Consider the following 17742-nt stretch of genomic DNA (forward strand, 5'->3'; position numbering starts at 1 on the left):
GGATGGGACCACTGATGTCTTTAAAGCCATCGGAAGAGGTTGTAGTGGGTGCCAAAGAGCAAAACTGGGTAGACAGCGTTTACAAATCTCTTACTCCGGACCAGCGCCTTGGCCAGCTTTTTATGGTGGCCGCCTACTCCAACAAGAACGAAACCCACTTTCGCGAAATAGACACCCTGGTTAGCCGTTACGGCATTGGCGGTCTGATGTTTATGCAGGGCGGGCCTGTGCGCCAGGCTGTGCTTACCAACCGTTTTCAGGGCCAGGCCAGAGTGCCTATGCTGATTGCCATGGATGCAGAATGGGGCCTGAACATGCGCCTGGACAGCAGCATGCACTTTGCCAAGCAGATGACACTGGGCGCATTAAGCGACGACAAGTATATTTACCAGATGGGCCGCGAAATTGCCCTGAAAATGAAGCGCCTGGGCGTAAACGTAAGTTTTTCGCCGGTAATGGACGTAAATGTTAACCCTGCCAACCCTGTAATCGGAAACCGCTCTTTCGGCGAATCTAAAGAAGAAGTGACCCGCCGCGGCATTGCTTACATAAAAGGACTACAGGACCACGGCATTATAGCGGTTGCCAAACACTTCCCCGGCCACGGCGACACAGACACAGACTCTCATCTTGCCCTGCCAGTTGTAAGCCACGATATTAAACGACTGACAGAAGTAGAACTATACCCTTTCAAGAAATCATTTGAAGCCGGCGTGATGGGTGTAATGGTTGCGCACCTGTACATGCCAAGTATAGATACTACCCGCAACCTGGCCACTACTTTATCTAAGCCCCTTGTAACCGGCTTGCTAAAAGAGAAAATGAAGTATAAAGGCCTGGTGTTTACAGATGCGCTGAACATGAAAGGCGTTAGCAGCTATTACAAACCAGGCGAAGTAGACCTGAAAGCCTTGCTGGCAGGTAACGATGTGTTGCTTTTCCCGGAAGATGTACCCACAGCTGTAACCAAAATAAAAGAAGCTATTACCGCTGGCAAGATCGATACTACGGACATTGGTTTGCGGGTAAGAAAGATACTGCATGCTAAATATTGGGCTGGTCTGAACAATTTTAAACCGGTAGTGCTGCAAAATCTGAAACAGGAAATTGACAGGCCGCTTAGTACAGTAGTGCAGGAAGAACTTTATGAGCACGCTGTAACTGTAGTGCACAATAAAGCCAGCCTGCTGCCATTCCGTGCCCTGGACACTTTGAATATTGCGTCTGTAGCCATTGGTGCAGGTGCAGATAATGTGTTCCAGCAGACGCTTGGCAACTATTCTCCGGTTACAGCCTTCAATATTTCAAATCGCTTCGCGCCGGATTCTGTATTTACCAAGATCATCCCTAAACTGGATGACTATAATGTGGTGGTGGTGAGCATACATAACATGAACAGCACGCCTCTTAAAGATTTTGGCATCAGTACAAGTGCAAGAGCATTTATCCAATACCTACAAGAGCGCACCAATAAGAAAGTAGTAGTAGCCGTAATGGGCAATGCCTATAGCTTAAAGTACTTTGAAGGTACTAACTGGCTTTTATGTGGCTACGAAGACAACTCTATTTCACAATCGCTGGTGCCGCAGGCTATTTTTGGTGCAAGAGCCGCAAAAGGCCGGTTACCTGTAACAGCATCTGCAAAGTTAACGGCAGGTACAGGAGTTATTACTCCATCGTTGGGCCGCCTGAAGTATGGCGTGCCTGAAAGTGTAGGTATGGATTCCAAAATCCTTTCTCAGATTGATAATATTGCCCTGGAAGCTGTTGCATATGCTGCCACTCCGGGCGCGCAGGTATTGGTAGTAAAAGATGGCACCGTGATCTTCAACAAATCATACGGATATTATACTTACGATAAAAAGAAACCGGTTACCAACAGCACCATTTACGATATTGCCTCTATTACCAAAGTTGCCGCAACGCTTCAGGCCATTATGTTCCTGAAAGATCAGGGCAAGCTTAACCTCGATGAAAAGGTATCTGCATACTTGCCGGAACTAAAAGGCACGAACAAGGAAAACCTCATAGTCCGTGATATATTGTCGCACCAGGCGGGCTTACAGGCGGGCTTACCGCATTGGCAGAAAACACTCGACTCTCTGCAACTAAAGCAGACTTTTTATGCCAGTACCCAAAACGATGTATTCCCGAATGAAGTGATTCCGGGCGTATACTCTATTAAATCTATGGAGGATTCGCTCTGGACCTGGACGGTAAAATCTAAACTGGTGCAACGAAAAAAAGGAGCTAAAACCTATGAGTACAAGTATAGTGATCTGGGCTTTTACATCATGAAAAGGGTGGCAGAGAAAATGCTGAACCAGCCGCTAAACGAGTTCCTTGACCAGAATTTTTATGCACCGCTTGGTCTCAGCACCATGACCTTTAACCCACTGCTGAAGCACCCGCGCGAGGTAATAGCACCAACAGAAGATGACCGCTACTTCCGCAAAAACCTGATATGGGGTACTGTGCATGATCAGGGGGCTGCTATGTTAGGTGGTGTTGGTGGCCATGCAGGCCTGTTCTCTAATGCCAACGACCTGGCCATACTTTTACAAATGGACATGCAGAACGGCACTTACGGTGGCCATAAATTCTATAACACCAACGTGGTTACTGAGTTTTCCAGAAAGCAATTTAAAGATAGCCGCCGCGGCCTGGGATGGGATAAGCCGGATCCGGATGGAAACGGGCCAACATCGGCACTGGCTCCTTTAAGCACTTTTGGCCACACTGGCTTTACCGGTACAGGTGCCTGGGTTGATCCTGAAAACAAATTGATCTATATTTTCCTTTCAAACAGGGTATATCCGGATGCAGGAAACTCGAAATTAGTGAAGTATAATATTCGTACACGTATACATGATGTGGTGTACAAAGCAATAGTACCTAAAACTTAAACTAAAGCAAACGGTTAAAGAAAGCGCAGCCATTCACTGCGCTTTCTTCATACATAGCAAAAACAACTCTATGAAAATCGGAATTGTCTGTTATCCTACCTTCGGAGGAAGCGGCGTGGTAGCCACTGAACTTGGCAAAGCATTAGCCATGAAAGGACATCAGGTGCATTTTATAACCTATAGCCAGCCTGCCCGCCTTGATTTCTTTAACGAGAATCTCTTTTACCACGAAGTATACATCCCTACTTATCCGCTTTTCCAGTACCCACCTTACGAGTTGGCGCTGGCAAGCAAAATGGTAGATATTGTGCAGTTCGAGAAACTGGATGTGCTACATGTGCATTATGCCATTCCGCATGCCTCGGCAGCTTATATGGCCAAACAGATCTTGAAAACCAAAGGCATACAGATACCAGTTATTACTACGCTTCACGGCACCGATATTACGCTTGTAGGTAAAGATGCTTCTTTTGAACCGGTTGTTACCTTCAGCATTAACCAGTCGGATGGCGTTACGGCAGTTTCTGAAAGCTTGCGCACCGAAACCTACGATTTCTTCCCGATAACAAAGGATATTGCCGTAATTCCAAACTTCATTAACCTGGATAAATTTAAGCGCCTGCAAAAAGAGCATTTCCGGATGGCCATTAGCCCGAACAATGAGAAGTTGCTAGTGCATACTTCTAACTTCAGGGAGGTTAAGCGCGTGGAAGATGTGATTTCTATTTTCAGTAAAGTGCGCGATAGAATGCCTAGCAAACTATTGCTGGTTGGCGATGGACCAGAGCGACCAAAGATGGAAAAACTTTGCCGGGAACTTGGTATTTGCAACGATGTACGCTTTTTAGGTAAGCTTGAAGCCGTGGAAGAAGTTCTCTCCATCGCCGATCTTTTCCTGATGCCTTCTGAAAAAGAAAGCTTTGGCCTGGCTGCGTTAGAAGCTATGGCCTGCGAGGTGCCGGTTATTTCATCGGATGCGGGCGGTATTCCGGAGCTTAACATTAACGGTGTTACCGGTTTTGTAAGTCCCGTTGGCGATGTAGCAGATATGGTAAAGAATGCCCTTTATGTACTGGACGATGCCAACCTGCCAACGTTTAAAGCAAATGCCCTGGCACGTGCCCATGAGTTTGACGTAGACAAGATTGTACCCCAGTACGAAATGTTTTACAGGCAAAACATAGAAGCTCAACTGGCCGAATTACCGAAAGTATAAAGTATAGCTAGTTACTATCAAATAATAAAGAAGGCGATCTGTTACGATCGCCTTCTTTATTATTGTATGATGTATGTTAGTTAAAATACCTGCCCTATTTCCTGTTTTAAAAAGTTGATGGCACGGCCTGTCGGGTCAATCTCTCCGGTTAATACATTCTCCAGTACCCGCTTCGCCAGATCAGTTCCTTTTGATTTGTCTTCTAAACTCTGGTAAGAGGTATTAATCAGGTTTACCACTTCTTCGCGGGCATGCTTTACCTGCTGCCATGCCTGGTCGGTCATGTATACCTGCTGCGACATATTGTGGTTAAATTCGTTGCGTATCTCAGCCAGCAAAGTTCTGTGATAATCGGAGGCTGTATGGCCAGAGCCGCTTACACGCAGCAGCAGGTTGCTAGGTGTTATACGCTCTAATAGAAGCACAACACGCTCGTATGCCTGTAGCCTGATTGGCACTACCACTTCAACATTCTTCTGGCGCAGCTCCAGCAGGCGTATTTTATAATCCCTCTCGAAATGTTTTTTCACGAGGTAATACATAGCTGCTGCCACAATCAGGGCTGGCAATGTAATTTTCAGAATATCGATGATAAAAATAAGTATCTGGTCCATGGTTTATACTTTACGCGTCTAAATATCGTAAAAATTTAATTCACACTTACATGAATCATTTGGCAAGTGTAGCTGTTTACTATCCAAAGGGCACAGCCATGTATATTAATTTATAATTGTGTAAGTTTGTGCCTACAAATAATGAACATATTACACTATGGCAACTGAAACCAAAACTGCACCTATAACGCTTACTGAAAAGGCTTTAGCTGAGGTTAAAAATATAATGCAGGAGAAAAACGTACCGGCCGAATATGGCTTACGCATTGGCGTACAGGGCGGTGGCTGCTCTGGTATGTCTTACCTGCTTGGCTTTGATAAAGCAAAAGAAGCTGACGAAGTATACAATGTGGAAGGCATTAGCCTGATTATGGATAAAAAACATGCTATGTATGTACTGGGCATGGAGGTTGATTTCCAGGATGGACTAAATGCCCGTGGCTTCGTTTTCAATAACCCGCAAGCCAAGAGTACTTGTGGTTGTGGCAGCTCTTTCTCTGCATAACAAGCACCTTCTTTCTCTTTGAATAGGCAAAGCCCGGCTGTAAAGTCGGGCTTTGTTGTTTTAATTCCGGACCTGAGAAGGACTTTATTGCTAATGGATTTGCAGGCTGTACTTTCAATTTTGCTGTTTTCCTGGGAGCTCTACTTGCCTATCGTTTCATTTTATACTTTGGTGCCCTCAGGCCGGGCGGCCTCGTCCTTTGGCATCACGCTGTGTTCCCTTCCTTTGCTCGTGCCTCACAATGCCTCACGGCACCGGAATCTCACAAGGCGCTCAACCCAAGGACTGGGATTGGCACTTCTTCGCAGGCGGTTATGCAACAGGAACTACAAAGCAATAGCTTTTCGAAGTGCACCTATTGACGATTCGATGTTTGAGCGTTCAGCGAGTTTCGAATTGTCTTGATTCTTTTGCTTACTTTTCTCATCAAGGAGAAAAGTGAGGCCCAGCCGGCGAGGCGAAAAGCCTGATCAAAGCCTAAAAGATGAATGTTAAACAGAATGTTTACAAAGAATCATTGAGTTTCCCGCCTCTGAGGGGCTGGGATTGGGTTTATACTTTTCTAAATCATATCTCTTACCTGCGAGAGTACAGAATCAGCAACTCTAGAAAGTTCTCGTCATACTTTCAGGTACTACAAGTATAAAATCGGCTTTGGCCTTGTTCTCGTCAATCAGCTTCTCTAAATTCTCCTGAGTAACAGTGGTTATAGTTGCAATTTTTAAGTTGGGGGTTGCTTGCTTCAGGTACCATCCAATTCCTTCAAAATTATCGGAGTGGTAAGCACCATTCAGGTGCAATAGCTTTTTGCCGTTTGCTACCTGCTGAAGTATAAAATGCGCCATGGTAGCATCTTTCAGGGCTTGTGCCTGCACAATATTTATACTTTTGGTATTACCGTGTGTGTTGCTGCCAAACATACTCAGCATTTTCTGATAACCAGGCAAATTCATATCAACCTGTATGGGCAGAGGCGCCATAAAACGTTTCGCATCGGGGCTTATACTTTCCAAAGCCGTTAAACTACCTCCCGATACCATGGCAGCATAACGGCGTGGCACGTTGGTAGCTATAAAAGGAATACCTGCTTCCTTGGCAAACTTAACCACCGGCTTATAGTCTGTTTTATAGTTGTTCCATGGCCGCGACTCCTGCTCGAAGTTATTCTCAGCTACCTTTCCGCTTAAATATTCATCCATCACTAGCTGTACATCCGCTTCAAACATTTCGGCACCTATTGCAAAATTTTGCTGATGGGCTTTGTGCAGATCTTTGGCTACTTCCAGCTGCAGCCAGTGCGCGATGGGGTCGTTGTGCTGTTCGCCAAACAAAACCACATCAGCTTTCTGTAGCTCATCCAGCATTTTGCCATACTTTATACTTTTGCCTTTTTTATTGAAAAGGTTGTAAGCCGGTTTTTCCTGGGCTGAAGCGGCAGTAGCTAACATAAAAAGCAGCAGTATAGTAAAACAACAGTTACGCATAGTTGGCAGGTTTTATCTTTATACAATATACTAAATTTACTTTTGATGTTTTGGTACACCCTGAACAAACATGTATGCGATAAGCCTGTTAAACCTCATTCCCTAAATGTATTGTGCCGACAAATTACTTTGATCATGAAAGAAATATATTACCTCCTGGCTATACTTGCCGGCCTGGCTGTTGCCACACAAACAGGTATCAATTCGCAGTTAAATGTATTAACCCGTAATCCTGTTTTTACGGCTCTTATCTCCTTTGCTATCGGTACTGTGGCACTGCTGCTGTATATTTTATTTACAGACAAGTCGGTGCTAATGCAGCAACCTCCCGGCATGCAAACGCAGTGGTGGAAGTATACCGGCGGGCTTTTAGGGGCATTTTATGTTACTGCTATTGTTATTATTGCACCGCGTTTGGGCGCAGCAACCACCATTAGCATAGTAGTAGCCAGCCAGCTTATTTTTGCCGTGATATTCGACCATTTCGGGTTACTCGGATTTCCACTTAAAGAGGTATCTTTTACAAGAATTGCAGGCGTTATACTTCTTATAGCGGGTGTTTACCTCATCCGTAAGTTTTAACCGGTTTACACTTCTGGAATTAAAAAGGCCGGCACTTTGCAGCACCGGCCTTTCCGTATCGTTTATACTTTATACTCGGTAGAATAACCACTTAGAGAGTTCTTTGTAATTTACTTTCTTGCCATACATCAGAATACCGACACGGTAAATACGGGCCGCAATCCAGGTTGTGAAGATGAAACCAAGCACCAGCAGCGCCATCGATAGCAGCAACTCCCAGGCAGGCACACCAAACGGCACCCGCACCATCATCACAATCGGCGATGTTAGCGGAATCATCGACATCCAGAAAGCAACCGGCCCATCAGGGTTTTTCAACACCATGGAGTACGACATAATGAACGAGATAACAAGCGGAATCGTGATCGGGAACATGAACTGCTGCGTATCGGTTTCGTTATCTACGGCAGAGCCAATAGCCCCGAAAAGTGAACCATACAGCAGGTAACCTCCTAAAAAGTAAAACAGGAAACAGCCTATAATAAGCGGAAAATTCAGGTTGCCTGCAGCATTGATCAACGACGCAATTTCATCGCTGGAGTTTGCTTTACTGGCTTCCTCTTCAGTTTCTTCACCGTTTACTTCTTCACCAGTTGCGGCAATTTGCCCCTGTGCCATCTGTTGCGCCGGCGATGTTGCCTGTACGCCAAACGCGGCCTGCACACCCGTTACCACCACCGATGAAAGAATAACCCAAAGCAAAAACTGGGTAAGCCCAACTCCTGCTATGCCTATTATCTTACCCATCATCAGCTGAAAAGGCTTTACAGAGGAGATCATAACTTCCACAATGCGGCTTGTTTTCTCCTCTATTACACCGCGCATAATTTGCACACCATACAGGAAAATGAAAAAGTAGATGATAAACGCACCAGCCAGCCCCGCCCCTGAAGTTACAATGGCGTCGTTGTCTTTTTCGCCTTCATCGCTCAGGCTGATGGATGCTACCGAAATATCAGCTTTCATACCTTTCAGCATTTCGCGGTCGATACCGGAGGCCACAAGTCGCTGATTTTCTACTTCTTTTTCCAGCATGTTCTCCAACCGGATTTTGGTCTGGAGGCTCGTATTTTTCTTTGAGAAAATTTTTATACCTGCCGGATTATCGATGGTAAGCTTCGGGATGTAAAGCAGTGCGGTATTGTCGGTGGCTTTGTAAATTTCTTTTGCCTGCTCCAGGGTACCGGAAACAAACACCAACGTCAGGTCTTTTTTATTTTCGAGCTTGCCTTGGAACAAACCACTTTCATCCAGCACCATCACGGTTTCATTCTCGTCCGACATGCTAATGAGCAGCCCCGGAATTATCATAAAAGCAGCCAGCAACAGTGGCGTCAGGAAAGTCATGATAAGAAAACTCTTCTTGCGAACGCGCGTCAGGTATTCGCGCTGAATTATAAGCCAGATCTTATGCATGGTGTGTTTCGGTTACTTTACGGATGAAAATATCATTTATACTTGGTACCAGCTCCACAAACGAGTGCACCTCAATTCTATCGATCAGGTAACGGAGCAGGTCGTTTGGCGTGCTGCCATTTGTAAGCCTGATAGAGGCACGCAATACGCCGTGGTTTTCGTGCTGCTCCAGCACCTCAAAATCAGGCGACAGCACCATCAGGCTGCCATTACCGATCACCTGGAACGTATCGGTTTTATAGGTATCCTTTATCTCTTTTACCGGGCCATCCAATACTTTTTTTGCCTGATTTATCAACGCGATGTTATCGCACAGCTCTTCTACAGATTCCATGCGGTGCGTTGAGAAAATAATAGTTGCCCCACGCTCGCGCAGCTGTAAAATTTCGTCCTTAATGAGGTTGGCATTGATCGGGTCGAAGCCGGAAAAAGGTTCGTCAAGTATAATCAGCGATGGCTCGTGCAATACAGTAGCTATAAACTGCACCTTCTGCTGCATACCTTTCGAAAGATCTTCGATGTTCTTGCCCAGCCACTCGCGTATTTCAAACCTATCTACCCAGGCCTTGATGCGGCTTGTAGCATCGGCTTTGCTCAGCCCTTTAAGTTGGGCCAAGTATAACAGCTGCTCGCCTACTTTCATTTTCTTGTACAGGCCGCGCTCTTCAGGCAGGTATCCTATATCTTTTATATGGCTGGGCCTAAGGCGCTCGCCTTTAAAGTATATTTCGCCGGAATCGGCACCTGTTATCTGGGTAATAATGCGGATAAGCGATGTTTTACCGGCACCATTTGGACCTAACAGGCCAAAGATACAGCCAGCCGGAATATCGAAGCTAACATGGTCAAGGGCAGTGTGGTTGGCGTAGCTTTTAGATACACCGTCAATTTTCAGGATGCTCAAGATTATTGGGGGTTGATACGTTTTTAAAATTACGCGCTTACTATATATAAACCAAAGTATAAAGCGCTCAACAAATATAAAATAGACAAAAGCCTGTTTTGTTTATACGAAAATCATTACACACACTTCGTTAGGGTTAAGTATAAAAACACAACGTAGCACAAGTTGTTCAGTTTTAGAAAAGAAGAAAGTTTCCACCCTGATAAACTAAAACAGCAGCGGGCACTCTGTTTAGAAAGCGCCCGCTGCTGTTTTATACTTTAACGTAAGTATACTTCTTACTGGAAATAATCTTTTACCTTCTCGAAAAAGCCCTTATCGTTTTTACCCGGATGCGGAGCAAAGTTAGAAGATGATCTTAGGTTTTCGAGCATGGCACGTTCTTCGCTGCTCAGGTGCTTCGGAGTCCAGACGTTGATATGGATCAGCTGATCGCCTTTGCCATACCCGTTAATGTCTTTTATGCCTTTGCCGCGCAGCCTGAAGATCTCGCCACTTTGAGTACCCGGCTTAATACTGATCTTTACTTTTCCGCCTATAGTTGGCACTTCTATATCGGCGCCCAGCGCTGCATCCACAAAGCTGATGTACTGATCAAAAACCACGTTATTGCCGTCGCGCTTCAGGGTTGGGTGTACTTCTTCTTCAATCTGTATTAGCAGATCGCCTGGTACACCGCCACGCTCAGGGTAGTTACCTTTGCCACCCATTGATAGCTGCATGCCATCCATTACGCCGGCCGGCACATTTATAGTGATAACTTCTTCCTGCAGTTCGCGGCCGCTACCGTGGCATACGTCGCAGTTTTTAGTTACAATGCGGCCCTCGCCGTTACAGGTAGGGCATGTTGCCGTAGATACCATCTGGCCCAGCATGGTGTTTACCACCTTACGTACCTGACCTGAGCCCTGGCAGCTACCACAGGTTTGCATCTCGGTGCCGTTTTTAGCCCCGTTGCCACCACAAGTATTACATGCTACGTAACGCTTAACCTTTATTTTTTTCTCTACGCCGTTGGCAATTTCCTCCAGGTCCAGCTTCAGCTTTATACGCAGGTTAGAGCCTTTGCGCATGCGCTTGCCACCGCCACCTGAGCGACCACCGCCAAAAAAGCTTTCAAATGGACTGCCACCGCCAAAAATATCACCGAACTGAGAGAAGATATCTTCCATGTTCATGCCGCCACCGCCGCCGAAGCCGCCGTTCATGCCCTGGTGGCCAAACTGGTCGTAACGGGCACGCTTTTGCTCATCGCTCAGCACTTCGTACGCTTCAGCAGCTTCTTTAAACTTATCTTCTGCTGTATGGTCGTCCGGGTTTTTATCCGGGTGATATTTGATGGCTAGTTTACGGTAAGCTTTCTTAATCTCCTCCTGGCTCGCCCCTTTGCTTACTTCTAAAACCTCGTAGTAATCTCTCTTAGCCATTGCTTAAGCTCCTATTATAACTTTTGCGAAACGGATAACTTTATCGTTCAGCGTATACCCTTTCTCAATCACGTCTACTATTTTGCCTTTCAGCTCTTCAGACGGAGCCGGAATCTGCGTTACAGCCTCATGCATATCCGCATCAAAACTAGTACCTGCAGGTATATCCATCGGCTTCAAACCTTTCTGGTGTGTTACATGCTTCAGTTTATGGAAAACCAGCTCAAGGCCTTGGAGCATGGCATCTACATCCTTGGTAGCTTCCATAGACTGGCGCGCGCGCTCCATATCATCCAACACCGGTAATAACTCGCTCATCAGGTCCTGGTTAGCTGTCTTAAACAGCTCCTGGCGCTCTTTGGCTGTTCTGCGTCTGAAGTTCTCAAACTCAGCCATCAACCGGATGTATTTATCTTTCATTTCTGCAAGTTCTGCCGCAGGGCCAATTTCAGGCTGGGTTTCCTCACTTTCGGCAGTTTCATCTACCTGGTTCAGGTTCTCGTCTGCTTCAGCACTGGCAGTATTCTCCTGCAATTCCTCGTGCTCCTGTTCTTTTTTAATATCTTTATCTGACATAATGCCTTAAAAAAGTTAGATTAATAGGTCTACTTTGTCTTTTCAATTGTCTTGCCAAACCGGTGCTTGTGCCAACTTGACACAAGTATAACTTTGATTGCGTGAATGACTGAATAGATAGCTAATATTCAATTACTCAAAACTCAGTTATTCAAAATTAAACCCGAAGGCGTTCAAAAAAAATCGGTAGATAGCCAGGAAGCTTCTACCGATCTGATTTTAAAGTATAAATATCTCCGGTTTAGCTGTTAAGAGCCGACCAGATCATATCTTTCAGTTCTGAAATATTCTTTTGGGTCATGCTGGAGATAAATATGGTTGGCAGGCCTTCCGGCAATGTCTTCCGCATTTCTTCTTCCAGTTCTTCATCCAGCATATCCGATTTAGTGATAGCTAAGATGCGTTTTTTATCCAGCAGCTCCGGGTTATACTTCTCCAGCTCGTTCAGCAGTATGTTATACTCCTGCGCAATGTCGGCACTCTCGCAAGAAACCATAAAAAGCAGCATGGAGTTCCGTTCTATGTGGCGCAAGAACCGGATTCCCAACCCTTTACCTTCCGCAGCGCCTTCAATTATACCCGGAATATCGGCCATCACAAACGATCTGTAATCGCGGTATGCAACCACACCCAGGTTAGGCTCCAAAGTTGTAAAAGGATAGTTGGCAATTTTAGGCTTGGCAGCAGAAATTACTGACAGTAAAGTAGACTTACCGGCATTCGGGAAACCTACCAGACCAACATCAGCTAATAGTTTCAGCTCCAGAATCACCCACTCTTCTATGCCTGGTTCGCCTGGCTGAGCGTGTCTGGGTGTCTGGTTTGTTGGCGATTTAAAATGAGCATTGCCCAAGCCGCCGCGCCCGCCGGGTGTAAGTATAATTTCCTGGCCATCCTCGGTAATTTCGCATTTAAGCTCGCCTGTTTCAGCGTCGCGTGCTATAGTTCCGAGTGGTACTTCTAGAATTATATCTTTACCCTGAGCCCCAAAAGAATGGTTAGGACCGCCGTTACCACCATTTTCAGCAAGTATGTGCTTGCGGAACTGAAGGTGTAGCAATGTCCAGAGCTGCGCGTTGCCACGCAGTATAATATGTCCGCCCCTGGCACCATCGCCGCCGTCAGGACCACCTTTTGCCGTCAGTTTATCGCGGTGTAAGTGAGCTGAACCAGCGCCACCGTGTCCGGAGCGCGAGCAGATTTTAACGTAATCTATAAAGTTGGATGAAGCCAAACTTGGTAATTAAAAGGATAATAAATTTACTGTACTGCAATCTTACTTCTGCTGCTTTTCCTTCAGAGAATCAATCTGGTCGCATAGCGCCTGAAAAATTTCCTCAATATCGCCTATGCCATCTACAGCACAGAACTTGCCTTGTCCGGCATAATAATCGGCAACCGGTGTTGTTTTGTCGTTGTATTCCTGTACGCGTTTGCGGATAAGCGCTTCATTCTGGTCGTCTGGGCGTCCGGAAGTCTGGCCACGCAGTAACAGGCGCTTGGTAAGCTCCTCGTCGTCTACTTTCAGGGCAATCATACAAGAGATCTCGGTGCCATGGTCCTGCAACAGTTTATCCAGCCCCTGTGCTTGTGGCACAGTGCGCGGAAAGCCGTCGAAAATAAAGCCGGTGGCATGTTTATTCTCTTTCACTTTGTTTGCGATCATACCAATCACAACGGCATCAGGCACCAAAAGACCATTGTCCATCAGCGACTTGGCCTCAAGGCCAAGTTCAGTTCCGGCAGCAATTTCTGAGCGAAGCAGATCGCCGGTAGAAAGATGAATAAGATTATATTTATCTATCAGCTTTTGGCTTTGTGTACCTTTCCCGGCACCCGGAGGGCCAAACAAAACGATATTCAGCATATTTTTCTAAATAAAAGGCAAAAGTAAGTATAATATTGATGTACTACTTATTTTTTTGGACAGGCTAACTGAAGTATAGAGAAAAAGCTCTATACCATTTCTAACGTTGCGATAGCCGGAATAGGTTACGAAACTATTTTATAAATATCGCGCAGGTTGCGGCCCAGGCCGTTGTAATCTAAACCATATCCAACCACAAAATCGTTCGGAATTGATTTGGCTACATACTTTATGTTGAGCTCGTGCTGCAAACACTCAGGTTTCATAAGCAGCGTTGCTATTTCCACAGAAGCAGGGTTGCGCTCAGCCAGCTGGTGCAACAGATTGTTTACCGTATGGCCAGTATCTACAATATCTTCCAGCACTACAATATGGCGGCCACTAACGTCCTCGGTAAGCCCTAATACTTCTTTTACTTTACCGGTGCTCTGCATATCCTGGTAAGATGATAAGCGGATAAACGAAATTTCGCAAGGTATAGAAACACGTTTCAACAGGTCGGCGGCAAACATGAACGAGCCATTCAGCACGGCCAGGAAAAGCGGGTTCTTACCTGCATACTCCTGATCTATCTGCTCGGCAAGTATGTTTATACGGGCAATGATTTCCTCTTCAAAAATGTAAGTACTGAAGTCGCAATCATGCAACGTAATCAAACGGGGCTCCATAATGGTTTTGGTTGTTTTGTCAGACAAAGGTACGTATAAATAAAAAATAAGCCCAACCTGAAAGCTGGGCTTATTCAAAATCAAACGATCATACCTTATTTACGGGCAGCCAAAGCGCTAACTACAACTGTATTTGCCTCTTTATCTGTTACCTTTCCTGTTTCCGGCGATGCCTTTGCAGCATCCATGTTTATTTCAACGGGAGCTTCCGGAATGGCTGGTGTGCGGTCTATGGCAATGTGCGGCGCAATTACCAGCGACACAATAGACATCAGCTTGATAAGAATGTTCATACTTGGGCCCGAGGTATCTTTGAACGGATCGCCTACAGTATCGCCTGTAACAGAAGCTTTGTGGGCATCAGAGCCTTTATACTCCATTTTTCCATTGATATCAACGCCTTTCTCAAACGATTTTTTAGCATTATCCCAGGCACCACCGGCATTAGACTGGAACATGGCCATCAGTACACCCGATACGGTTACGCCAGCCAGCAAACCACCTAAAATTTCGGCAGAAGAAGTATCTTCGAACACATTTCTGAAGCCAAAACCAACTACAACCGGCACGATCAGGGCAATAGCACCAGGCAACATCATTTCGCGGATAGCCGCTTTCGTAGATATGGCAACACATTTCTCGTATTCCGGCTGACCTGTTCCTTCCATAATACCCGGAATTTCGCGGAACTGGCGGCGTACTTCATGCACCATGGCCATTGCGGCTCTACCAACTGCCGAAATTGCAAGAGCAGAGAATATAAACGGAATCATGGCACCGATAAATAAACCTGCAAGTACAGGTGCTTTGTAAAGATCTATACTTGGGATACCGGCTATACCTACGAAAGCTGCAAAAAGGGCCAGCGAAGTAAGCGCAGCCGATGCTATGGCAAAACCTTTACCAGTGGCAGCAGTTGTATTACCAACAGCATCCAGTATATCGGTGCGCTCGCGTACTTCTTTCGGTAATTCGCTCATTTCGGCAATACCACCGGCATTATCAGCTATCGGGCCGAAAGCATCAATAGCAAGCTGCATTGCGGTGGTGGCCATCATACCTGCTGCTGCAATGGCAACACCGTATAAACCTGCCGCCGAATAAGATAACACAATACCAGCTGCCAGCACAATAATCGGCAACACAGTAGAGTGCATACCCACTGCCAGACCTGCAATAATGTTAGTAGCATGACCAGTAGAAGATTGCTGCACAATAGAATTAACAGGCTTTTTACCCATAGCCGTGTAATACTCTGTAATGATACTCATGAGTGCACCCACCACAAGGCCAACCATAACAGCCAGGAACACATCATTTGCTGTAAAGTCGAAGTTACGCAGGTTCATAGTTTCAGGCAGAATCCAGTGGATGGCAAAATAGGCCCCAACAGCAGTAAGCACCACCGAAATCCAGTTGCCCAGATTAAGAGCGCCCTGCACGTTACCACCTTCTTTAACACGCACAAACAACATCCCGATAAGCGAGAACACAATACCCATACCTGCGATAAACATCGGAAGTATAACCGGTGATATGCCGCCAAAATTATCGTCTACAATTACCTCGCGGCCAAGCACCATTGTAGCAAGTATAGTAGCCACATAAGAGCCGAATAAATCTGCTCCCATACCAGCTACGTCGCCTACGTTATCGCCTACGTTATCGGCAATGGTAGCCGGGTTACGCGGATCATCTTCCGGAATCCCTGCTTCTACTTTACCTACAAGGTCAGCGCCAACGTCGGCAGCTTTAGTATAAATACCACCACCTACACGGGCAAACAGGGCTATACTTTCAGCTCCCAGCGAGAAACCGGTAAGCACTTCCAGTGCCTTTTCCATTTCAATGCCATTGGTATCTGCACCGGTGCTCTGCACGAAAATATAGTAAAACACGATAAACAGAGAGCCCAGGCCCAGCACTGCCAGACCAGCCACACCCATACCCATAACGGAGCCCCCGGCAAAAGACACCGTTAGCGCTCTTGACAAGCTGCTTCGGGCTGCTTCGGCTGTACGAACGTTAGCTTTGGTAGCAATGCGCATACCTATAAAACCTGCCAGGGCAGATAAACATGCACCTATAATAAAGGCAACAACTATAAGAGGGTGCGAACGCTCGCCTGTAAAACCTAAATAAAATAAAAACACCGAAGCGATAAGTACAAAGAATATAAGAACCTTATACTCTGCTTTAAGAAAAGCCATAGCGCCATCAGCGATATGCTTGGCGATAGTGCTCATGCGCTCATTGCCATGCGGCTGCTTCGTAACCCAGGCCGACCTGATAAAGGTGTAAATCAAGGCCGCCAGTCCAAATCCAGGAATTGCGTAAAGAATAGTTTCCATTTAAAGGGTTTAAGGTGAGATGAAATATAGATATATAACTATTAAAGAAAGGATTTTAACCTGACTTTTCCAAACTGTTTTCATCTATAGTTACCGCCTTACCCTGCTCACTTATAAAATGTTGTAACTTTAATCAGGTTCTAAGCCCGATGATTTGTTGTTTTTGCTTTAAGTTGGCACAAAAAAAGCCAGCCCCTCCGAGCCAGCTTTTATACTTTAACCTTAATTTATACTTAACTATAGTTTCTCCATTAATACACGGTAAAGCGCTACCATACTTTCGATGTCTTTTTTATGCACGATCTCGTCCGGAGAATGTACATTATCTTCCGGCGCTCCAACAAAACACCAGTCCCAGGGGTAGGCAGCGTGCTGTAATTCTTTGGCATCGCTTCCGCCCGCACCTTCAACTTCCAACTGAAAAGGCACACCCGATTCCTTTGCTATACTTATAATTTTCTGCACATAGGCGCGTCTCGGTATTAAACTATCCCGCATAGAAATGGCCACGCCCTTGCCCGGGTGTACGCCCTCCGTTACCCATGTAATATCAGAAATGAGCGCCTGGCGCACGCCATATTGTTCGTAAATATACTTTGCCATATAGGCCACCGAGCCTCCACCGTGCTCCTCCCACGCACCAAAAGCGATAATGCCGTTTTCCAGGGTTTCAGCCACTTTCAAAGCATTCCAAACACCAAGGCGGTTGTCCATGTAACAGGACTGAACTGTTTCCTCTGTCTCCCTGAAATCGCATTTAAAAACGAGTTCGGTACCACGTTCTATTTGGCGCTCATAGTTATAGGTGAGCTCACCTTCTTCTTCATCGTAATGCAGCGTACATTCTATTTTACCCTGTGTGTCTTCTCCTACAAGTTTATAACCGGTTTCTGTCTGTGGGCCGCCAATTTTAACAAGCTGGTTTCCGTAGCGCACGGTAAAGCCAATAGAATCCATGTGCGCAAATATGGCTGTACGGGGCTTTCCAAATATTAACAAAATGCAATCCTGAAAAGCATCGCCCTTAACTATTACCGGCTGGCTCTTCCACTGAACTTTATGTGCTTCGATATAGTTTAGCAGGAATTCGGAAAGATTTTTTTCGTTGCCCGAAGGGGCATGAATTCTGCATAGTTGCTCTAAAAGCTTCATAGTTTATTTTATATTGTTGGAATTCAAAATTAGTATAATTGTTGTACTTTTAGGCTTTAGGCATGCTAACACAA

15 protein-coding genes are annotated in these 17742 nt (G+C 45.7%); 4 read left to right on the plus strand and 11 right to left on the minus strand.

All coding sequences use genetic code 11. From position 1 onward, the window contains the following. Positions 1 to 2: 2 nt before the first annotated feature. Both LWP20_RS08820 and bshA read left to right on the plus strand, forming a co-directional pair. Positions 3 to 2906 carry a serine hydrolase domain-containing protein gene (locus LWP20_RS08820; RefSeq protein WP_242927758.1) on the plus strand — a complete coding sequence of 968 codons (2904 nt, stop codon included), beginning with the start codon at positions 3 to 5 and terminating at the stop codon, positions 2904 to 2906. A gap of 70 nt (positions 2907 to 2976) precedes the next feature. After that, positions 2977 to 4122, plus strand: coding sequence for an N-acetyl-alpha-D-glucosaminyl L-malate synthase BshA (gene bshA / locus LWP20_RS08825; protein WP_242927759.1), 1146 nt, complete (start codon positions 2977 to 2979; stop codon positions 4120 to 4122). 80 nt (positions 4123 to 4202) lie between these two features. Here bshA and LWP20_RS08830 read toward each other — a convergent pair whose 3' ends face one another. Then, positions 4203 to 4736: a DUF7935 family protein gene (locus LWP20_RS08830; RefSeq protein WP_242927760.1), complete on the minus strand. Its 534-nt coding sequence runs from the start codon at positions 4734 to 4736 to the stop codon at positions 4203 to 4205. A gap of 157 nt (positions 4737 to 4893) precedes the next feature. On the opposite strand from LWP20_RS08830, the gene LWP20_RS08835 reads away from it, so the two are divergent. Then, positions 4894 to 5241: a HesB/IscA family protein gene (locus tag LWP20_RS08835; RefSeq protein ID WP_242927761.1), complete on the plus strand. Its 348-nt coding sequence runs from the start codon at positions 4894 to 4896 to the stop codon at positions 5239 to 5241. A gap of 605 nt (positions 5242 to 5846) precedes the next feature. Here LWP20_RS08835 and LWP20_RS08840 read toward each other — a convergent pair. Then, complete coding sequence (locus LWP20_RS08840) at positions 5847 to 6689, minus strand: ChaN family lipoprotein (RefSeq protein ID WP_242927762.1); 843 nt, start codon at positions 6687 to 6689, stop codon at positions 5847 to 5849. Positions 6690 to 6860: 171 nt separating this feature from the next. On the opposite strand from LWP20_RS08840, the gene LWP20_RS08845 reads away from it, so the two are divergent. After that, positions 6861 to 7307, plus strand: a complete 447-nt coding sequence (locus LWP20_RS08845) for a DMT family transporter (protein ID WP_242927763.1) — start codon at positions 6861 to 6863, stop codon at positions 7305 to 7307. Positions 7308 to 7376: 69 nt separating this feature from the next. On the opposite strand, the gene LWP20_RS08850 is transcribed toward LWP20_RS08845, so the two are convergent. The 9 genes from LWP20_RS08850 to LWP20_RS08890 form a co-directional block, all read right to left on the minus strand. Beyond that, positions 7377 to 8723 carry an ABC transporter permease gene (locus LWP20_RS08850; protein ID WP_242927764.1) on the minus strand — a complete coding sequence of 449 codons (1347 nt, stop codon included), beginning with the start codon at positions 8721 to 8723 and terminating at the stop codon, positions 7377 to 7379. Beyond that, a complete protein-coding gene (locus LWP20_RS08855) occupies positions 8716 to 9627 on the minus strand; it encodes an ABC transporter ATP-binding protein (protein ID WP_242927765.1) in 912 nt (303 codons plus the stop codon). The genes LWP20_RS08850 and LWP20_RS08855 overlap by 8 nt, the downstream gene beginning before the upstream one ends. Positions 9628 to 9905: 278 nt before the next feature. Beyond that, the gene (gene dnaJ, locus LWP20_RS08860) at positions 9906 to 11054 is read right to left on the minus strand and encodes a molecular chaperone DnaJ (RefSeq protein WP_242927766.1); all 1149 of its coding nucleotides are present in this window, start codon (positions 11052 to 11054) and stop codon (positions 9906 to 9908) included. A gap of 3 nt (positions 11055 to 11057) precedes the next feature. Next, positions 11058 to 11630 (minus strand): nucleotide exchange factor GrpE, encoded by a 573-nt coding sequence (locus LWP20_RS08865; protein WP_242927767.1) that lies wholly within the window; start codon positions 11628 to 11630, stop codon positions 11058 to 11060. Between the two features lie 241 nt (positions 11631 to 11871). Further along, on the minus strand, positions 11872 to 12864 hold the full coding sequence (obgE, locus tag LWP20_RS08870; RefSeq protein ID WP_242927768.1) for a GTPase ObgE: 993 nt from the start codon (positions 12862 to 12864) through the stop codon (positions 11872 to 11874). Between the two features lie 42 nt (positions 12865 to 12906). Then, positions 12907 to 13497: an adenylate kinase gene (locus tag LWP20_RS08875; protein ID WP_242927769.1), complete on the minus strand. Its 591-nt coding sequence runs from the start codon at positions 13495 to 13497 to the stop codon at positions 12907 to 12909. A gap of 125 nt (positions 13498 to 13622) precedes the next feature. After that, positions 13623 to 14192, minus strand: coding sequence for a hypoxanthine phosphoribosyltransferase (hpt, locus tag LWP20_RS08880; protein WP_367615741.1), 570 nt, complete (start codon positions 14190 to 14192; stop codon positions 13623 to 13625). Between the two features lie 68 nt (positions 14193 to 14260). Continuing rightward, the gene (locus LWP20_RS08885; protein WP_242927770.1) at positions 14261 to 16516 is read right to left on the minus strand and encodes a sodium-translocating pyrophosphatase; all 2256 of its coding nucleotides are present in this window, start codon (positions 16514 to 16516) and stop codon (positions 14261 to 14263) included. Positions 16517 to 16753: 237 nt separating this feature from the next. Further along, entirely contained in the window at positions 16754 to 17668 is a 915-nt protein-coding gene (locus tag LWP20_RS08890) for a M20/M25/M40 family metallo-hydrolase (protein ID WP_242927771.1), read from the minus strand. Positions 17669 to 17742: the final 74 nt, after the last annotated feature.

This window comes from Pontibacter vulgaris, assembly GCF_022758145.1.
In the GTDB taxonomy this organism is placed as follows: domain Bacteria; phylum Bacteroidota; class Bacteroidia; order Cytophagales; family Hymenobacteraceae; genus Pontibacter; species Pontibacter vulgaris.